We start from the raw sequence: 17,970 nt of genomic DNA, 5'->3' as shown, positions 1-17,970 counted from the left end.
CGAAGTCCCTGCGTCGGGGGAGATAGGTCACATCCTGAGGGAGATTGGATCACAAAACGGCCCAGAACCCTGGTGGTTCTCGGGTTCCGGGCCGTCAGGTGACGGTGGGTGCTCTCGGGGTCACCCAGGGGTGGTCAGCTCAGGCGCTCGATGACCATCGCCATGCCCTGGCCGCCGCCGACGCACATGGTCTCCAGGCCGAACTGCTTGTCGTGCCACTGGAGGGAGTTGATCAGCGTGCCGGTGATGCGGGCGCCGGTCATGCCGAAGGGGTGGCCCACGGCGATGGCGCCGCCGTTGACGTTCAGCTTCTCCAGCGGGATGTTCAGGTCGCGGTAGGAGGGGATCACCTGGGCGGCGAACGCCTCGTTGATCTCGACCAGGTCGATGTCGTCGATGGTCAGGCCCGCACGCCGCAGCGCCTGCTTGCTCGCCTCGACCGGGCCGTAGCCCATGATCTCGGGGGAGAGGCCGGAGACGCCGGTGGAGACGATCCGGGCCAGCGGGGTCAGGCCCAGCTCGCGGGCCTTGGTGTCGGACATGATGACCAGGGCGGCGGCACCGTCGTTCAGCGGGCAGCAGTTGCCGGCGGTGACCAGGCCGTCGGGGCGGAAGACCGGCTTCAGGCCGGAGACGCCCTCCAGGGTGACGCCCGCGCGCGGGCCGTCGTCCTTCGACACGACCGTGCCGTCGGGCAGCGTCACCGGGGTGATCTCGCGCTCCCAGAAGCCGTTCTTGATGGCTTCCTCGGCGAGGTTCTGCGAGCGGACGCCGAACTCGTCCATCTCCTGGCGGCTGACGCCCCAGAAGCGGGCCAGGTTCTCGGCGGTCTGGCCCATGGCGATGTACGGGTCGGGCAGCAGGCCGTCCTCGCGCGGGTCGTGCCAGGAGGCGCCCTCGGACTCGGCGACGGCTGCGGTGCGGGCCACCGCGTCGGCGAAGAGCGGGTTCTGGGTGTCGGGCATGCCGTCGGAGGTGCCCTTGACGCTGCGGCTGACCATCTCCACGCCCGCGGAGACGAAGACGTCGCCCTCGCCCGCCTTGATGGCGTGCAGGGCCATCCGGGAGGTCTGGAGGGAGGAGGAGCAGTAGCGGGTGACGGTGCAGCCCGGCAGGTGGTCCATGCCCATCTGCACGGCGACGATCCGGCCGAGGTTGTGGCCCTGCTCGCCGCCGGGCAGGCCGCAGCCGAGCATCAGGTCGTCGATGTCCTTCGGGTCCAGCTCGGGGACTTTGGCGAGGGCGGCCTGGATGATCGTGGCGGTGAGGTCGTCGGGGCGCAGGTCCTTGAGGGAGCCCTTGAAGGCTCGGCCGATGGGGGAGCGGGCGGCTGAGACGATCACGGCTTCGGGCATCACGGCTCCAGTGAGTGGCATGCAGACGGGCGGGCAGGGCTGGTTGGGAAGTTACCCGTACGTATGCGCGCGGTCACGACGTACGCGGTGTGACATGGGCCGCAACTTTCTAAGCGCTTGCTTGGCATCTCGCCCCCGTGGCTCACGCCCGCGTCGGCGCCTCCGGCGAGTGCGGGTCCGGCTCCACCTCCGGCATCCGCCGGCGCCGCCGCCGCTTCAGCAGCGCCCAGGGCCCGCGCGGACCCGTCGGCATCGCGGCCGCGACCTCGGTGCCCGCCTCGGCCGCCGCCTCCGCGGCGGCCCGGGCCACCGGCAGGAAGCCCTCGCGGCGGGAGATGTCGGGGCGCTCCTCCTCGGCCGGCCACAGGCCCAGCGCGGCGCACACCGTCGGCAGTACGGCCATCGAGGCGGTCGCGTACCCCTCCGCCGAGGGGTGGTAACTGTCCGGGCCGAACAACTCGCGCGGGTTCGCCGCGAACTCGGGCCCCAGCAGATCGCCCAGCGACACCGTCCGGCCGCCCTGCTCGACCACGCCGATGGTCTGTGCGGCGGCCAGCTGGCGCGAGACCCGGCGGGCCAGCCAGCGCAGCGGCTGCTGCACCGGCTCGATGGTGCCGAGGTCCGGGCAGGTGCCGACGACCACCTCCGCGCCGGCCGTGCGCAGCCGCCGCACCGCCCTCGCCAGATGGCGCACCGAGCGGGTGGGCGGCATCCGGTTGGTGACGTCGTTCGCGCCGACCATGATCACACACACGTCGGGGGCCGGGCCCGGCCCGGAGAGCACCAGCGCCACCTGCCGGTCCAGGTCGTCCGACATCGCGCCCGGCACCGCCACGTTGCGCAGTATCACCGGCCGCTCCGCCACCGCCGCGAGGCCGGAGGCCAGCAGCGCGCCCGGCGTCTGCCCGGCCCGGCGCACGCCCTGCCCGGCGGCGGTGGAGTCGCCGAGCAGGGTCAGCCGCAGCGGCTCCCCGGCCGGAGTGGCATAGCCGCCGCCGTACAGGCCGTCCGCCCGCGGCACATACGGCGAGGAGCCGTTGGCGAGCACCTGGCGTCTGGCCATCGTCGCCTCCGCCAGCAGCAGCCCGACGACCGCCGCGCCGGCCAGGCCGACACCACCGCCGCCGTACGCCGCGCCGGCCGCGATGCGCCGCGCCACCCTCGCCCTCGACATGCTGGTCATCCGCCGCCGCCACCTCCTCGTAGCCGTACACCCACTCCTTGCCCCGTACCGGCCGCCCGCCAATCGCAACAGTGAGTGAACGACGCCCTGGGAGTCGTAGGCTGGCGGCACCAAGACCACTTTCCTTATGCAGCGACCGGAGACAACGGTGCAGTTCCACGACTCGATGATCAGCCTCGTCGGCAACACCCCGCTGGTGAGACTCAACAGCGTGACCAAGGGCATCAAGGCGACCGTCCTGGCCAAGGTGGAGTACTTCAACCCGGGCGGGTCCGTGAAGGACCGCATCGCCCTGCGCATGATCGAGGCGGCCGAGCGGAGCGGCGAGCTCAAGCCGGGCGGCACGATCGTGGAGCCGACCAGCGGCAACACGGGGGTCGGCCTGGCGATCGTGGCCCAGCAGAAGGGCTACAAGTGCATCTTCGTCTGCCCGGACAAGGTCTCCACCGACAAGATCAACGTGCTGCGTGCGTACGGCGCCGAGGTGGTCGTGTGCCCGACCGCGGTGGCCCCCGAGCACCCGGACTCCTACTACAACGTCTCCGACCGGCTGGTCCGTGAGACGCCGGGCGCCTGGAAGCCGGACCAGTACTCCAACCCGAACAACCCGCTCTCCCACTACCACTCCACCGGTCCCGAGCTGTGGGAGCAGACGGAGGGGAAGATCACCCACTTCGTGACGGGCGTCGGCACCGGCGGCACCATCTCCGGCACCGGCCGCTACCTGAAGGAAGCCTCGGACGGCAAGGTCAAGGTCATCGGTGCCGACCCGGAGGGGTCCGTGTACTCCGGCGGCTCCGGACGGCCGTACCTCGTCGAGGGCGTCGGCGAGGACTTCTGGCCCACCGCCTACGACCAGGAGATCGCCGACGAGATCGTCGCCGTCTCCGACAAGGACTCCTTCCAGATGACCCGCCGCCTCGCCAAGGAGGAAGGCCTGCTGGTCGGCGGCTCCTGCGGCATGGCGGTCGTCGCCGCGCTGCGCGTCGCCGAGCGGCTCACCGAGGACGACGTGGTGGTCGTCCTGCTCCCGGACAGCGGCCGCGGCTACCTCAGCAAGATCTTCAACGACGAGTGGATGGCCGACTACGGCTTCCTGGAGGACACCGGCCCCAGCGCCCGGGTCAGCGACGTGCTGGAGGACAAGGAGCACGGCGCCATCCCGTCCCTGGTCCACATGCACCCCGACGAGACGGTCGGCCAGGCCATCGAGGTGCTGCGCGAGTACGGCGTCTCGCAGATGCCGGTGGTGAAGCCGGGCGCCGGTCACCCGGACGTGATGGCCGCCGAGGTCGTGGGCTCCATCGTCGAGCGCGAGCTGCTGGACGCGCTGTTCGCCAAGCGGGCCTCCCTGGACGACCCGCTGGAGAAGCACATGTCGGCCCCGCTGCCGCAGGTCGGCTCCGGCGAGCCGGTGGGCGACCTGATGAACGTGCTCGGCAAGGCCGACGCGGCGATCGTCCTCGTCGAGGGCAAGCCGACCGGTGTGGTGAGCCGTCAGGACCTGCTGGCGTTCCTCGCGAAGAACGCCAAGTAGCCGACGGGAAGCCACGGTGAACCCGCGGTGAACCGGGGGTGACGACGGCGAATTCGCGGTGACGTGACGGGGAGTCGGCTGCGCGGAAGTGGTACGAGGGTGTCACGTTCGCGCAGCACCCGCTTAACACGGGACCGGCAGAGTAAGAGGTGTCGGCAGGGATGAGGGCGGCACCTCCCAGGCGTTGAGCGCTGGGGGAGGCTCCCCGTCCCGACCGGCGACCAGCGGCGCCAAGGACCCTCCGGAGCGGCTCCCGGACCTCCATGGACGCCACGGACGCGCAAGCCCGGCCTGACCCGGCCCGCGTCCCCCGCGGGGACCGCCGTCGTCCCGCCCCCCGGCAACGGGGGTGCGGCGGTCCCCGCGCACATCTCCTCCCCCGGCGCATCTCGCTCCGCCCGCACCGCTCTTCCCGCCCCGGGTCAGTCCTCCCAGTCGGAGGCTTCCTTCCGCCGCCCGCGTCCGCGTCCGCGGAAGAGGTCCGGGGTGGTGCGGGCGGCCTGGACCAGGTTGACGCCGACGATGCCCGCCCAGGCGACGAGCAGGCCGCGCAGCCCCGCGGTGCCGGCCCCGATGCCGGACAGCGGGATCGCCAGCACCAGCGACACGATGCCGAAGCCGAAGCGCTCGCCCCAGGAGTCCGTGGCGTCCGGCGACCGCGGCCCCCGGGCCGCCGTCAGCTGCTGTTCGGCCAGCTGCCGCCGCACCCGGCGCTCCACCGCGTCGTCGATGCGCTGGTCGACCTTCTCCAGGAAGGAGTCGACCAGCGCGGACTCGTAATCCTCGCCCAGCTCCCGGCGCGCGTGCAGTGTGGCGTCGAGTTCTCTCTTCAGGTCGGGGCCCTGCCCGTCCAGTCCGCTCATGCGCTCCACGGTAGGAAGCGAGGGGCCCGACGGCACTGGGGATAGCCCCCCTGTTGCCCGGCTGCATAGGAGCATGCAGAGTTTCCGTTACCTGAATAGACGGACCCGTACAGACGGACCCGTACAGACGGACCTGGTGACAAGGGGGAGCACGGCATGAGCCCGACCGACAGCCCTGCCGCACGCCTGCAGGCGCTTTTCGAGGGGCACCGGCTCACGCCGACCCAGCGGCGGATCGCGCACAGCATGGTGCGCCGCGCCGCCGACGTGCCGTTCCTGTCGAGCGTGGAACTCGCCGAGCTGGCCGGGGTCAGCCAGCCGTCCGTGACCCGCTTCGCCGTCGCCCTCGGTTTCGACGGCTATCCGGCGCTGCGCCGCCATCTGCGCGAGGTCGCCCCCGCCGAACAGCCTCCGGGTGCCGGGGCGTTCAACGAGTACCAGCAGGCCGTCGAGGCCGAGATCGAGAACCTCCGGCACCTCGCCGACGCGCTGGCCGATCCCCGGCCGGTGCAGCGCGCGGGCCGCGTCCTCGCCGCCAGCCGCCCGCTGCCCGTCCTCGGCCTGCGGGCCGCCGCCGCCCAGGCGCACGGCTTCGCGTACTTCGCCGCCAAGGTCCATCCCGACGTACGGCTGCTCAACGAGGGCGGCACGATGATCCACGACCGGATCGACGGCGCCGTCCGCGCGGGCGCGAGCGCCCTGCTCTGCTTCGCGCTGCCCCGCCACCCGCGCGAGGTCGTGGACACCCTCGGCTACGCCAGGGAGGCTGGCCTGACCGTGGTGACGGTCGCCGACTCCGCCTTCGCCCCGGTCGCCAAGGTCTCCGACCTGCTGCTGCCCGCCGCCGTCGGCACCGGTCTGGCCTTCGACACCGCCTGCGCGCCGATGCTGCTGGGGCGGGTGCTGCTGGAGGCGATGTGCGACGACCTGCCGGACGCCCAGTCACGACTGGAGGAGTTCGACGCGCGGGCGGCGGCCCGGGGGCTGTTCGTGGAGTAGACGGCCCGGGGCGCGCGTTTCTCAGACTCGTCTCAGGTTCCGGCGCTAACCTGCCGGGCCGTCAGCACTGTGCCGGACGACGAGGAGGCGGAACGTGGCACGCGGAGGTCAGGGACTGGCTCGGGTGGCTGTCGTCGTACGGGCGGGCGCCGCACCGCTGTGGTGGGTCGGCGTCTGCGCGGCCGGAATCGGCCTGTTCATCCCGGGACTGACGGGCCGGCGGATCGGGGTGTACGCCGGTGCCGCGCTGTTTCTCGTGGGCGCGGCGGTGGTCGCCGCGGCCCGCCGCAGGCGCTACACGGCGCTGGCCCGCGGGGCGGCCCGGGCCGGGAAGTACGACGTCCTCCAGGACCGCGCCGTGACGGCCCGGACCTGGCGGCGCGGGCACCGCTGGTGGCTGCTGCTCGGGTTTCTCGCCGCGCTGGTCGCCAACGCGGCGGTGCCGGTGGCGGGCGGGCTGCTGCTCGCCGGGTGCGGGGCCGGCCTGCGGCTGAAGGCGGCGTGGCTCGGCCGCCTGGAGCGGGCGCAGCAGGAACTGCTGTGGGTGCGGGTGGACTGGCTCACCGCGCGCGGCGGGCGCCCGGCCGGCCGGGCGGTCAAGGCGTACCGCGGCACCGGCATCGCGGCGGGCGACGCGGCCCCGGGTGGGGCGCGCCGCCGTACCGCGGCACTGGTCTGACCGGCCCGGTGCGGGAGGGCGCGTCAGACCTCCAGCTCCTCCTCGATCTTCTTCAGCTGGTGGCGGGCCATCGCCAGGTTGGCCCGCTTGCCGTCGAGGGCGAGGTAGAGGAAGAGCCCGTTGCCGCCGCGGCCCCGGAGCAGCCGGATCAGGTGGTACTGGTCGGTCAGGGTGATCAGGATGTCCTCGATCTCGCTCTTCAGACCGAGGTGCTCCATGGTGCGCATCTTGGCGCGCACCACGTCCGTGTTCCCCGCGGCGGCGACATTCAGGTCGAAGCCCTTGCCGCCGCCCAGCGTGCCCAGCGCCATGCCGCTGGTGTAGTCGACGAGCGCGACGCCGGTGGCGCCCTCGATGGAGGCGAGTGCTTCCTTCAGGGCGGTCTCGGTGTTGGCCATGGTGGTGTGTCCTCTCGGTTCTCGGTTCTCGGTCATCGGTTCTCGATGACAGGGCGGAAATCGGGGCGGGTGGGTCCGGCGGACTCGATCAGGCCGCCGATGCGGATCCCGGCCCGCCGGCCCTCCAGATGGAGGCGGCCGACGTTGACGCGGTCCTGCGCGAGCAGCGTGAGCACGGCGGTACGGCCCGCCGCGTACGTCGCCACATAGCCGTGCTCGCCCCGGACGAGCAGCTCGCGCAGCCCGCCCCGGCCGGTGGCGTCGGCCAGCCGCACCGCGACGCCGAGCGACGCGGCGGTGAGCGCGGCCAGGCCGTCCGGCTCGACGCCGGGCGTGTCGTGCGCGAGGACGAGGCCGTCCACGCTGGCCGCGAGGGCGCCGGTCAGCTGGGGTATCCGGGCTCTCAGCCGGTGCAGTTCGTCGAGGATGTCGGGCTCGGCCGCCATCGGTGCGCTCCTCTCGGCGTGCGATTCGGCGTGCGATCGGTGCCGTTCAAAGGGCCTCCAGCGCATCCCTGAGCCTCTTCAGCAGGGTGATGTCGGGATCGGTGAACTCGGGCAGGGCGCTTTCGCCGGGCTCTGGGTACCGCGGCGGGTGCTGCGGTGGAGGGGGTTGGGGTGGAGGGTGCTGGGGTCGAAGGTGCTGGGGTGGAGGGTGCTGGCGTGGAGGGTGCTGGGGTGGAGGGATCGGTGGCGGGGCGGTCGGTGCGGGGGAGCCCGGGGCCGAGGGGGGCGGTGGCGAGGGGAGCGGCGGCGGGTCGAACGGGGGTGGGGGGAGCGGTGGCGGGCCGAGCGGGGCCACCAGGCCGGCGGCGGCCAGCCGGCGGATGTCCACCAGGGTGTGGAAACCGGGCCGGCCCAGCTCCCGGGCGATGTCCGCCGCCGTGCGGACCCCGTCCACCAGGTCCAGCACGGCCCGCTGCCGGGGCGGCGGCGCCGGGCCGCCGGCGGGGTCCGGCCGGGTCAGCACGGCGGTGTCGGCGCGCGGATCGGGCCACACGCGGTGCAGCAGTTCCCGGCGGCGCAGGGTCTCCCGCTCGACGTCGGCCACCGGGACCGGGCGGAACCCGGCGGGCGGCCGGGGCTCGCCGTAACGGAACCGCCCGGGCCTGCTGCTCGGGGCGAGCACGAAGTACGCCGCGTCGAACAGCGCACCCAGCCGGCACAGCTCCAGCGCGCCCGCGGGGAGACGTCCGCCCGCCACCAGCAGCCGTCCGGCGTCCGCCCCGGCCCCGGCCCGGTCCACCGCCTCCCGCCAGGCGGCCGAGTCCAGCGTGCCGTGGGCCGTCAGGAGCACGTCGAGTCCGGGCGCGGCCGGGCTCTCGGCGTGCACCACGCCGCCGTCGACGAGGTGGAGGGTGCCGCGTTCGCGGACCAGCACTCCGGTGGCGCGCTCGGTGGCGAGCCGGGACAGCATCGGCGACAGCCCGGCCGCCACGCGCTCCGGGGCGCCCGCGCGATCCCGCTGCGGCAGCGGGGGAGTGGTGCCGACGGCGCTCATCCCAGGACCAGCCGTCCGGCCAGTTCGCCCAGCCGGATGCGGGCCAGGGCGAGGTTGCCGTCCGCGCGGCCGAGCCACACGTGCAGGAACACCGTGCTGTCGAACGACGTGGGCACGAACCGCAGGACGTGGTACGAGTCCCGGTTGCTGATCAGCAGGTCCTCGACGGGCGGATCCGCCTCACCCGGGCCGCCGTCCGGGGCGAACGTCTTGTGCTCGGCCGCCAGCCGGGCCAGCTCCGCGGACTCCGCGCAGGCCGCCTCGGCGTCGCCGCCCGGGAACTCCCCGACGACGCCGAGCGCCAGCCCGCTCGTCCAGTCCACCAGCGCGGCGCCCCGGGCACCGGGCAACCGCATCGCGTCGAGCAGGCACTCGTCGATCCCGGGCACCGTCACTCCCCTCCCCGCCTGTCCTTCGGTCGAGTGACGCCGAAACTACGCTCTGTGCGGGGAGCGGGTGAGGGTTCTGGCATTTTCCATGGGAACATGCGTCGGACGTACTAGTGTGGGTCAACTGGCCGTGTGTTCAGGTCAGTTGAACAGCGAACCGGTCGCGTACGTCACCGGTTCCCGGGCTCGCGGAAGGTGGTGAGCGCGTCCGCCCGCGCCCCTCCGGACTCGGCGACGATCTCCTGGAGCGTCTGCGGCTCGCGGACCGTCGCGAAGGCCACGCCCCCGGCGCCGTCGGGCGCGAAACCGTGGATGCCGGGGCGGGCCAGCGAGTTGTAGGCGTAGTGGTGCGCGAAGTAGTACGCGCCGGTGTCCAGGGCCGCCGCGTAGTCGCCCGGTTCGAGCAGGGGCAGGGCGCGGGCCTCGGCGAGCAGGTCGCCGGCGAAGCAGGCCGGGCCCGCGATGTCCTGCACCGCCTCCGGACCCTCCTTGGGGCGGCCCTTCGCGTCGTAGGCCGCTATGCGCAGCGGCCAGGCGGTGGGCGCGTAGACCGTGCGGGTGGCCACCTGGACACCCGCGTGGGTCACCGCCACCGGGCGTCCGCCCGCCGACTTGGTGTACTCCACCCGCGCCACCACCGTGCCGTGCTTGGCCAGCAGGGACCGCCCGAACTCGGTGACCAGGCCGTACCGCCCGGCGAAGAGCCCCGGGACCGCCTCGCGCAGCAGCCGGGCGTACTGCGCGTACGTCGGGCTCGTCTCGTCCGAGGAGAAGTTCACCGGCAGGCCGCCGCCGATGTCGATCGTGTCGATCTGCGGCCGGCCGATCCGCCGGTTGATCTCCTCGGCGAGCGCATGGATCTCGGCGGCCCCCCGGGCCATCAGCGACAGCGGAATGCCCTGCGACCCGGTGTGCGCGTGCAGCCGGGTGAGCCAGGGCCGCTCGGCGTACGCCCGGACCACCCACTCGCGCGCCCCCTCGTCGCGCAGCGCCACACCGAACTTGGAGGTGGCCGTGGCCGTGGACAGGGCCTCGATGGAGCCGCCGCCGACCTGCGGGTTCACCCGGAGGCCCAGCGGTGAGCGGCTGGGCGCGGAGGCCATCAGGGCGTCGAGGCGGGCCAGCTCCTGCGGGTTGTCGGCGTTCACCGCGATACCCAGCGCCAGTGCCTCCCGCAGCTCCGCCGGGGTCTTGGCGGGGGAGTCCAGCACCGTCCGCTCCGGCGGCAGGCCCGCCGCCCGCGCCAGCGCCAGCTCACCGGGGCTCGCCACCTCCGCTCCGATCCCCTCCTCGCGCAGCAGCCGCAGCACCGGCACTAGCGGGGTCGCCTTCACCGCGAAGGCGTGCAGCACCGGTGTGCCCGGTGCCACCACGGCGTCGAACGCCACCCGCAGCTCGGCCGCCGACTCCCGGATGCCCGTGACGTCGAGCAGCCCGACGATGGGCGTGGCGGGGCCGAGCAGGCCGCGCTCCACGGCCGCGCGGACCGCCCCGTCCCGGCGGGCCGCCCGCTCGGTGCCTCCCCGTCCGGCACTGTCGTCCCTCGTGTCGACCACACCAACCCCGTCCCGTCGTCGCCCGGTCCCGGTGTCCGGGCCTGCCTCCAGCGAAACACCCGTGGCGCGCCCGTGCTGGCGCACCGGTGTATTGACTAGCTCTATTCAGAGGTCCAGGATGTGAATAGCCGTAGAAACACCGATCGCCGAGACACCGATCGCCGAGACACAGATCGTCGTTCGCCAGGAGGCATGCCATGTCAGGACCCCGCCCCGTCCGAGCACCGCGCGGCACGGAACTGAGCGCCCTGGGATGGCAGCAGGAAGCCGCCCTGCGGATGCTGCAGAACAACCTCGACCCCGAGGTCGCCGAGCACCCCGACAAGCTCGTCGTCTACGGCGGCACCGGCAAGGCCGCCCGCGACTGGCGCTCCTTCGACGCCATGGTCCGCACCCTCAAGGGGCTCAAGCAGGACGAGACGATGCTCGTCCAGTCCGGCCGCCCGGTCGGCGTCATGCAGACCCACGAATGGGCGCCGCGCGTCCTCATCGCCAACTCCAACCTCGTCGGCGACTGGGCCAACTGGGAGGAGTTCCGCCGCCTGGAGCAGCTCGGCCTGACCATGTACGGCCAGATGACCGCCGGGTCCTGGATCTACATCGGCACCCAGGGCATCCTCCAGGGCACGTACGAGACCTTCGCCGCCGTCGCCGCCAAGAAGTTCGGCGGCACCCTCGCCGGCACCATCACCCTCACCGCCGGACTCGGCGGCATGGGCGGCGCCCAGCCGCTCGCCGTGACCATGAACGACGGCGTCGCGCTCTGCGTCGACTGCGACCCGCGCGCCATCGAGCGCCGCATCGAGCACCGGTACCTGGACGTGCGGGCCGACAGCCTCGACCACGCCCTGCAGCTGGCGGTGGAGGCGCGCGACGCCCGCCGCCCGCTCTCCATCGGTGTCCTCGGCAACGCCGCCGAGCTGGTGCCGCAACTGCTCGCCATGGGTGCGCCCATCGACATCGTCACCGACCAGACCTCCGCCCATGACCCGCTGTCCTACCTGCCGGTCGGCGTCCCCTTCGACGAGATGGCCTCCTACGCCGCGAAGGACCCGGCCGGATTCACCACCCGCGCCCGCGAGTCCATGGCCCGGCACGTCGAGGCCATGGTCGGCTTCATGGACGCCGGCGCCGAGGTGTTCGACTACGGCAACTCCATCCGCGGCGAGGCGCAACTGGCCGGGTACGGCCGGGCCTTCGCCTTCCCCGGCTTCGTGCCCGCCTACATCCGCCCGCTGTTCTGCGAGGGCAAGGGCCCGTTCCGGTGGGCCGCGCTGTCCGGCGACCCCGCCGACATCGCCAGGACCGACAAGGCGATCCTGGAGCTGTTCCCGGAGAACGAGTCCCTGGCCCGCTGGATCAAGATGGCCGGGGAGCGGGTGCACTTCCAGGGCCTGCCCGCGCGCATCTGCTGGCTCGGCTACGGCGAGCGGGACAAGGCCGGTGAGCGGTTCAACGACATGGTGGCGAGCGGGGAGCTGTCCGCGCCGGTCGTCATCGGCCGCGACCACCTCGACTGCGGCTCCGTCGCCTCGCCGTACCGCGAGACCGAGGCGATGCTGGACGGCTCCGACGCCATCGCCGACTGGCCGCTGCTGAACGCGATGGTCAACGTGGCGTCGGGCGCGTCCTGGGTCTCCCTGCACCACGGGGGAGGGGTGGGCATGGGGCGGTCCATCCACGCCGGTCAGGTGACCGTCGCCGACGGTACGGCGCTGGCCGGGGAGAAGATCCGCCGGGTGCTGACCAACGACCCCGGCATGGGCGTCATCCGGCATGTGGACGCCGGGTACGACATCGCGGAGTCGGTGGCGGGCGAGCGGGGTGTGCGGGTGCCGATGCGTGAGGGTGACACGGCGTGAGCGATCCCAACGGCGTCGGTTCCGCCCTGCGGAACGACCGCCCACAGCCGGTCTCGTTCCACGAGATGTGGCGGGAACTGCTGCCCCTCGGGCGGCACCCCGGGTCCGGTGGCTACCGCCGGTTCGCGTGGACCGGGGCCGACGGGGAGTGCCGGGCCTGGTTCGAGGAGCAGGCCCGGGCCCGGGGGCTGGACTACGAGGTCGACCGGAACGGCAACCAGTGGGCCTGGCTGGGCGACCCCGCCGCCGGTGACGCCGTCGTCACCGGGTCGCATCTGGACTCCGTGCCCGACGGCGGGGCCTTCGACGGGCCGCTCGGAGTCGTCTCCGCCTTCGCCGCGCTCGACGAACTGCGCGACAGGAACACGCGGCCGGCCAAACCCCTCGGCATCGTCAACTTCGGTGACGAGGAAGGCGCCCGGTTCGGGCTGGCCTGCGTCGGGTCCCGGCTGGCCGCCGGGCAGCTCACCGTCGAGCAGGCGCACCGCCTGACCGACGGCGACGGGGTCACCCTCCCGCGGGCCATGGAGGCCGCCGGGTACGACCCCGAGGCCATCGGGCCGGACCCCGAGCGGCTGGCCCGGATCGGCGCCTTCGTCGAGCTGCACGTCGAGCAGGGCCGGGCGCTGGACCTCAGCGGTGACCGGGTCGGCGTCGCCAGCGCCATCTGGCCGCACGGCCGCTGGCGGTTCGACTTCCGGGGCGAGGCCAACCACGCGGGCACGACCGGGCTCGCCGACCGGCGCGACCCCATGCTGCCGTACGCCGAGACCGTGCTCGCCGCCCGCCGGGAGGCGCGGCTCGCCGGGGCCGTCGCCACCTTCGGGAAGATCGCCGTCGAGCCGAACGGCGTCAACGCGATCCCCTCCCTGGTGCGCGGCTGGCTCGACTCCCGCGCCGCCGACCAGGACACCCTCGACACCGTGGTGAACGGGGTCGAACGGGCCGCCCGCGAGTACGCCGCCGCGCATGGCGTCGACCTCGACGTGGTCCGTGAGTCCTTCACGCCCGTCGTCGAGTTCGACCACGCCCTGCGCGACGAACTCGCCCGCATCCTGGGCAGCGAGACGGACCTGAAGGTGCCCGTCCTGGGTACCGGTGCCGGACACGACGCCGGGATCCTCTCCGGGACCGTCCCGACCGCCATGCTGTTCGTGCGCAACCCCACCGGTGTCTCGCACTCCCCGGCCGAGTTCGCGGCCGAGGACGACTGCGTGGCCGGGGTGCTCGCCCTCGCCGACGTACTGGAAGGACTGGCCCGCACGTGACCGAGGCGACGACCGAGGCGACCTACTGGCTGGAGCACGCCTGGCTCGGCGCGAACGTCGAGCCGGGCGTGACCCTGGAGACCCGGGGCGGCCGGATCACCGCCGTCCGCACGGGTGCGGACACCCCGCCGCCCGGCGCGGAGGTGCTGCGCGGGCTGACCCTCCCGGGGCTCGCCAACGCCCACTCGCACGCCTTTCACCGCGCCCTGCGCGGCACCGTCCAGGTCGGCTCCGGAACCTTCTGGACCTGGCGCGAGGTCATGTACTCCGTCGCCGACCTGCTGACACCGGAGACCTACCACGCCCTCGCCCGCGCCGTGTACGCCGAGATGGCGCTGGCGGGGATCACCGCGGTCGGTGAGTTCCACTACGTGCACCACGCCCCCGGCGGCACCCCGTACGCCGACCCCAACGCCATGGGCGAGGCCCTGATCGCGGCCGCCGCAGAAGCCGGCATCCGGATTACCCTCCTCGACACCGCCTACCTCTCCTCCGGCTTCGGACAGCCCCCCGACCGCCACCAGCTCCGCTTCTCCGACGGGGACGCCGAGGCCTGGGCCGAACGCTGTTCAGGTCTCAAGGAACGCGGTCACGCGCGGATCGGGGCGGCGATCCACTCCGTACGGGCCGTGCCCGCCGGCCAGTTGGCGACCGTGGCACGCTGGGCCGAGGAGCGGCGGGCCCCGCTCCATGTGCACCTGTCCGAGCAGACCGCCGAGAACGACGCCTGCCGGGAAGTCCACGGGTGCACCCCGGCGCAGCTCCTCGCCCTGCACGGCGTCCTCGGGCCGCGCACCACCGGCGTCCACAACACCCACCTCACCGCCGAGGACATCTCGCTCATCGGCGGCAGCGGCACCGGCACCTGCATGTGCCCGACGACCGAACGGGACCTCGCCGACGGCATCGGCCCCGCCGTCGCCCTGCAGAACGAGGGCTCCCCGCTCTCCCTCGGCTCCGACAGCCACGCCGTGATCGACCTGCTGGAGGAGGCGCGGGCGATGGAGCTGAACGAACGCCTGCGCACCCGCACCCGGGGCCACTGGACGGCCGCGGCCCTGCTGCGGGCGGCGTCGGCCGACGGCCACGCGGCGCTCGGCTGGGACGACGCGGGCACCCTGGAACCCGGAGCGCTCGCCGACTTCACGACGATCGCGCTCGACTCGGTCAGGACGGCAGGGCCGCTTCCGCGGCTGGGGGCCGAGACGGCCGTATTCGCCGCGTCGGCAGCAGACGTGTCGCATACGGTGGTGGGAGGTCGGCACGTCGTACGGGACGGGGTCCACTCCCTCGTACCGGATGTGCCGGGAGCCCTCGCGGACGCCGTCGCCGCCCTGCGCGGATGAGCCGGGGCCGCCCGTCCGCGCGGCCCCCCTCCGCCCCCGAACCCGACCCCACCGCCGACCAGGCCACCAAGGACGCCATGAGCAACGCGACGACCGTCAGCCCCGCCCACTCCGCGAGCACCGCCAGCACGCTCATCACCAACATCGCCGCTCTGGTCACCAACGACCCCTCCCTCGGTGACAATTCCCCCCTCGGACTGATCCAGGACGGGGCCGTCGTCATCGAAGGCGACCGCGTCGTGTGGACCGGTGATCACAGCAAAGCACCCGCCACTGACAATCGGGTCGACGCCGGCGGCCGGGCGGTCCTCCCGGGCTTCGTCGACTCCCACTCCCACCTGGTCTTCGCCGGTGACCGCACGCAGGAGTTCAACGCCCGGATGTCGGGGCGGCCGTACAGCGCGGGCGGCATCCGCACCACGGTCGCCGCCACCCGCGCCGCCACCGACGCGGAACTCGAGGCGAACCTCACCCGTTACCTCAGCGAGGCGCTGCGCCAGGGCACCACCACCTTCGAGACCAAGTCGGGCTACGGCCTGACGGTGAAGGACGAGGCCCGCGCCCTGCGGATCGCCGCCGCGCACACCGACGAGGTCACCTACCTCGGCGCGCACATCGTCTCCCCGGACTACGCCGACGACCCGGCCGGCTACGTCGCCCTGGTCACCGGCGAGATGCTGGACGCCTGCGCGCCGCACGCCCGCTGGATCGACGTGTTCTGCGAGAAGGGAGCCTTCGACGGCGACCAGGCGCGGGCGATCCTCACCGCGGGCAGGGCGAAGGGCCTGCACCCCCGGATCCACGCCAACCAGCTGTCGTACGGCCCCGGTGTGCAGCTCGCCGTCGAGCTGGACGCGGCCAGCGCCGACCACTGCACCCATCTGACGGACGCGGACGTCGACGCGCTCGCGAGCGGCCGCACGGTCGCCACCCTGCTGCCCGGCGCCGAGTTCTCCACCCGGGCCGAGTGGCCGGACGCCCGCCGCCTGCTCGACGCCGGAGTCACCGTGGCCCTGTCCACGGACTGCAACCCGGGCTCGTCCTTCACGTCCTCGGTGCCGTTCTGCATCGCCCTGGCCGTACGGGACATGGGGATGACGCCCGACGAGGCGGTCTGGTCGGCCACGGCGGGCGGGGCCCAGGCCCTGCGCCGCACCGACATCGGCCGCCTCACCCCCGGTGCCTACGCCGACCTGACCCTCCTCGACGCCCCGAGCCACGTCCACCTGGCCTACCGCCCGGGCGTGCCCCTGGTCGCCGGGGTGTGGCGGCGCGGCGTCCGCGTGGTCTGAGCGCCCGGCGGACCCGCGGCCGCCGGATCCGGTCGCCGGTTCCGGTCAGTAACAGGGTCGCGGTCGTCCCGTCGTCCTCCTGTTCGACGACGGCGTGCCAGAGGATGCCCCGGGTGCGCGGGGCGGCAGCGAGCGGAACGCGCCCAGCAGGGGCGGGACCGGGCTGCCGGGGCCCGCCATGCGCTGGACCGGCAGCAGCCCGGGGCCGAGTCCGGCGGGGCGTTTCACCGGTGGCCCACTCCGCGGCCAGCCGGGCGGTCAGCAGCAGCCGGTGTCGCCAGGGCAGGGCCGGGCCGGTGCCGCGGGCCGCCTCGCGCGCGGCCAGGGTGAAGGCCTGCGCGGCGAGCTGACGGGCGGTCGACTCGCCCGCCGCGCAGAGCCGGGGGTAGGCGAGGGCGGGCTGCCGGTGGCGGGCGCGCAGTTCCCGGAGGGCCGGTACACGCGCGCGGTGTCGCCGCGCAGCAGGTCCGTGAGCCGCGTGTCGGACGCCCTCGCGTGGCCGTGGCCCGGCTCCATCCGCCGCCTCCTCGCAGCCGTCCGACCCGCCGGTGTCCTGACCTACCGGCGGGTATGACGGCTCAGAGGGGAGGAAGGGGACCCGCGGGGAAAGAGTTTCCGCGGGTAACCGGCGGTCACTCCTCGACCGTCAGCCCCTTGCGCAGCCGCCCCAGCGTCCGCGACAGCAGCCGCGACACGTGCATCTGCGAGATCCCCAGCTCCTCGCCGATCTCGGACTGGGTCATCCCGGCGACGAACCGCAACGAGAGGATCTTCCGGTCGCGGGGCGCGAGTTCGGCGATCAGCGGCTTCAGCGACTCGACGTACTCGATGCCTTCGAGCCCGTGGTCCTCGTAGCCGATGCGGTCCGCGAGCGCGCCCTCGGTGTCGTCCTCCTCGGGCTGGGCGTCCAGCGAGGAGGCGGTGTACGCGTTGGACGCGGCCATGCCCTCGACGACCTCGTCGTGCGAGATGCCGAGCCGTTCGGCCAGTTCCGCGACGGTCGGGGAGCGGTCCAGCTGCTGGGCCAGCTCGTCACCGGCCTTGGCCAGGTCGAGCCGGAGCTCCTGGAGCCTGCGCGGGACGCGGACGGACCACGAGGTGTCGCGGAAGAACCGCTTGATCTCGCCGATGATGGTTGGCATGGCGAAGGTCGGGAACTCGACGCCCCGGCTGAGTTCGAAGCGGTCGATCGCCTTGATCAGACCGATCGTGCCGACCTGGATGATGTCCTCCATCGGCTCGCTGCGGGAGCGGAACCGGGAGGCGGCGAACTTGACCAGGGCGAGGTTGAGTTCGACGAGCGTGTTGCGGACGTACGAGTACGCGTGGGTGCCTTCTTCCAGCGACTCCAGTCGCTGGAAGAGGGTCTTCGACAGGGCCCGGGCGTCCTCGGGGGCCACTTCGTCGTACGGGGGGATCTCCGGGAGTCCGGTGAGGGCGCCGGTGGGGACGCCGTCGGTGGCGATGGGATCCAGATGTGCCGGAGGGGGTGTCGACGTCGCCTGATGGGTATGCGAGGCGTCGAGCCGGGGTGACATGATGTCCTCCATCGTTCTCGGCATATGGCTGCCGAAGCCAGTACGTGCACTGCGGTGTGCGGCGCCTCCAAAGCCGGCCGTGTCGGGTACGTGTCCTTACTAGCCCTACCCGCTATCCCGAGCAGACCGCAAGTGCGATACGTGGTATAATGCCCGTTTTGCTCGAATGTTCGGCTGTCGAAGCGCGTGGAGAAGGCGTAGTGTT

General features: G+C 73.2%; 16 protein-coding genes. 7 read left to right on the top strand and 9 right to left on the bottom strand.

What is annotated here, in order from left to right:
* Positions 1 to 134: 134 nt before the first annotated feature.
* Together VE614_RS13780 and VE614_RS13775 are read right to left on the bottom strand one after the other, a co-directional pair.
* Entirely contained in the window at positions 135 to 1,355 is a 1,221-nt protein-coding gene (locus VE614_RS13780) for an acetyl-CoA C-acetyltransferase (RefSeq protein WP_324936275.1), read from the bottom strand.
* Between the two features lie 142 nt (positions 1,356 to 1,497).
* The gene (locus tag VE614_RS13775; protein WP_324936273.1) at positions 1,498 to 2,538 is read right to left on the bottom strand and encodes an SGNH/GDSL hydrolase family protein; all 1,041 of its coding nucleotides are present in this window, start codon (positions 2,536 to 2,538) and stop codon (positions 1,498 to 1,500) included.
* A gap of 148 nt (positions 2,539 to 2,686) precedes the next feature.
* On the opposite strand from VE614_RS13775, the gene VE614_RS13770 reads away from it, so the two are divergent.
* Entirely contained in the window at positions 2,687 to 4,075 is a 1,389-nt protein-coding gene (locus VE614_RS13770; RefSeq protein WP_324936303.1) for a cystathionine beta-synthase, read from the top strand.
* A 422-nt stretch (positions 4,076 to 4,497) separates the two neighbouring features.
* Here VE614_RS13770 and VE614_RS13765 read toward each other — a convergent pair whose 3' ends face one another.
* Positions 4,498 to 4,938, bottom strand: a complete 441-nt coding sequence (locus tag VE614_RS13765; protein ID WP_324936271.1) for a hypothetical protein — start codon at positions 4,936 to 4,938, stop codon at positions 4,498 to 4,500.
* 156 nt (positions 4,939 to 5,094) lie between these two features.
* Here VE614_RS13765 and VE614_RS13760 point away from each other — a divergent pair, with 156 nt between their 5' ends.
* Both VE614_RS13760 and VE614_RS13755 read left to right on the top strand, forming a co-directional pair.
* Positions 5,095 to 5,937, top strand: coding sequence for a MurR/RpiR family transcriptional regulator (locus VE614_RS13760; protein ID WP_324936269.1), 843 nt, complete (start codon positions 5,095 to 5,097; stop codon positions 5,935 to 5,937).
* Between the two features lie 94 nt (positions 5,938 to 6,031).
* Positions 6,032 to 6,616 carry a hypothetical protein gene (locus VE614_RS13755; protein ID WP_324936267.1) on the top strand — a complete coding sequence of 195 codons (585 nt, stop codon included), beginning with the start codon at positions 6,032 to 6,034 and terminating at the stop codon, positions 6,614 to 6,616.
* 23 nt (positions 6,617 to 6,639) lie between these two features.
* On the opposite strand, the gene VE614_RS13750 is transcribed toward VE614_RS13755, so the two are convergent.
* The 5 genes from VE614_RS13750 to VE614_RS13730 all read right to left on the bottom strand — a co-directional run bounded on the left by VE614_RS13750 (position 6,640) and on the right by VE614_RS13730 (position 10,459).
* The gene (locus VE614_RS13750; RefSeq protein ID WP_324936301.1) at positions 6,640 to 7,014 is read right to left on the bottom strand and encodes a hypothetical protein; all 375 of its coding nucleotides are present in this window, start codon (positions 7,012 to 7,014) and stop codon (positions 6,640 to 6,642) included.
* 32 nt (positions 7,015 to 7,046) lie between these two features.
* Positions 7,047 to 7,460, bottom strand: a complete 414-nt coding sequence (locus VE614_RS13745) for a roadblock/LC7 domain-containing protein (RefSeq protein WP_324936265.1) — start codon at positions 7,458 to 7,460, stop codon at positions 7,047 to 7,049.
* Positions 7,461 to 7,506: 46 nt separating this feature from the next.
* Positions 7,507 to 8,514, bottom strand: coding sequence for a hypothetical protein (locus tag VE614_RS13740; RefSeq protein WP_324936263.1), 1,008 nt, complete (start codon positions 8,512 to 8,514; stop codon positions 7,507 to 7,509).
* A complete protein-coding gene (locus VE614_RS13735) occupies positions 8,511 to 8,903 on the bottom strand; it encodes a hypothetical protein (protein WP_324936261.1) in 393 nt (130 codons plus the stop codon). Before VE614_RS13735 ends, VE614_RS13740 begins: the two co-directional genes overlap by 4 nt.
* Before the next feature lie 170 nt (positions 8,904 to 9,073).
* Positions 9,074 to 10,459 (bottom strand): diaminopimelate decarboxylase, encoded by a 1,386-nt coding sequence (locus VE614_RS13730; RefSeq protein WP_324936259.1) that lies wholly within the window; start codon positions 10,457 to 10,459, stop codon positions 9,074 to 9,076.
* 197 nt (positions 10,460 to 10,656) lie between these two features.
* Between VE614_RS13730 and hutU the strand changes: the two genes are divergently transcribed.
* The 4 genes from hutU to hutI all read left to right on the top strand — a co-directional run bounded on the left by hutU (position 10,657) and on the right by hutI (position 16,227).
* Complete coding sequence (gene hutU / locus VE614_RS13725; RefSeq protein ID WP_324936257.1) at positions 10,657 to 12,321, top strand: urocanate hydratase; 1,665 nt, start codon at positions 10,657 to 10,659, stop codon at positions 12,319 to 12,321.
* Between the two features lie 65 nt (positions 12,322 to 12,386).
* Positions 12,387 to 13,589: an allantoate amidohydrolase gene (locus VE614_RS13720; protein WP_324936299.1), complete on the top strand. Its 1,203-nt coding sequence runs from the start codon at positions 12,387 to 12,389 to the stop codon at positions 13,587 to 13,589.
* On the top strand, positions 13,586 to 14,935 hold the full coding sequence (locus VE614_RS13715) for a formimidoylglutamate deiminase (RefSeq protein ID WP_324936255.1): 1,350 nt from the start codon (positions 13,586 to 13,588) through the stop codon (positions 14,933 to 14,935). The genes VE614_RS13720 and VE614_RS13715 overlap by 4 nt, the downstream gene beginning before the upstream one ends.
* Positions 14,932 to 16,227 carry an imidazolonepropionase gene (hutI, locus tag VE614_RS13710; protein ID WP_324936253.1) on the top strand — a complete coding sequence of 432 codons (1,296 nt, stop codon included), beginning with the start codon at positions 14,932 to 14,934 and terminating at the stop codon, positions 16,225 to 16,227. Before VE614_RS13715 ends, hutI begins: the two co-directional genes overlap by 4 nt.
* A gap of 632 nt (positions 16,228 to 16,859) precedes the next feature.
* Here hutI and VE614_RS13700 read toward each other — a convergent pair.
* Positions 16,860 to 17,765, bottom strand: a complete 906-nt coding sequence (locus VE614_RS13700) for an RNA polymerase sigma factor SigF (RefSeq protein WP_414719569.1) — start codon at positions 17,763 to 17,765, stop codon at positions 16,860 to 16,862.
* Between the last annotated feature and the right edge of the window lie 205 nt (positions 17,766 to 17,970).

The sequence above is a fragment of the Streptomyces sp. genome, assembly GCF_035645055.1.
Lineage (GTDB): Bacteria > Actinomycetota > Actinomycetes > Streptomycetales > Streptomycetaceae > Streptomyces.
Note: the sequence above shows the minus strand (reverse complement) of the source record. Positions and strands in the feature narration are given on the sequence as shown.

Excerpts from the sequence above, each read along its gene's own strand:
- VE614_RS13720 (WP_324936299.1), top strand. The coding sequence starts at position 12,387 with ATGTGGCGGGAACTGCTGCCCCTCGGGCGGCACCCCGGGTCCGGTGGC.
- hutU (WP_324936257.1), top strand. The coding sequence starts at position 10,657 with ATGTCAGGACCCCGCCCCGTCCGAGCACCGCGCGGCACGGAACTGAGC.
- VE614_RS13775 (WP_324936273.1), bottom strand. The coding sequence starts at position 2,538 with ATGACCAGCATGTCGAGGGCGAGGGTGGCGCGGCGCATCGCGGCCGGC.
- VE614_RS13760 (WP_324936269.1), top strand. The coding sequence starts at position 5,095 with ATGAGCCCGACCGACAGCCCTGCCGCACGCCTGCAGGCGCTTTTCGAG.
- VE614_RS13745 (WP_324936265.1), bottom strand. The coding sequence starts at position 7,460 with ATGGCGGCCGAGCCCGACATCCTCGACGAACTGCACCGGCTGAGAGCC.
- VE614_RS13740 (WP_324936263.1), bottom strand. The coding sequence starts at position 8,514 with ATGAGCGCCGTCGGCACCACTCCCCCGCTGCCGCAGCGGGATCGCGCG.
- VE614_RS13700 (WP_414719569.1), bottom strand. The coding sequence starts at position 17,765 with ATGTCACCCCGGCTCGACGCCTCGCATACCCATCAGGCGACGTCGACA.
- VE614_RS13750 (WP_324936301.1), bottom strand. The coding sequence starts at position 7,014 with ATGGCCAACACCGAGACCGCCCTGAAGGAAGCACTCGCCTCCATCGAG.
- VE614_RS13780 (WP_324936275.1), bottom strand. The coding sequence starts at position 1,355 with ATGCCCGAAGCCGTGATCGTCTCAGCCGCCCGCTCCCCCATCGGCCGA.
- hutI (WP_324936253.1), top strand. The coding sequence starts at position 14,932 with ATGAGCCGGGGCCGCCCGTCCGCGCGGCCCCCCTCCGCCCCCGAACCC.
- VE614_RS13765 (WP_324936271.1), bottom strand. The coding sequence starts at position 4,938 with ATGAGCGGACTGGACGGGCAGGGCCCCGACCTGAAGAGAGAACTCGAC.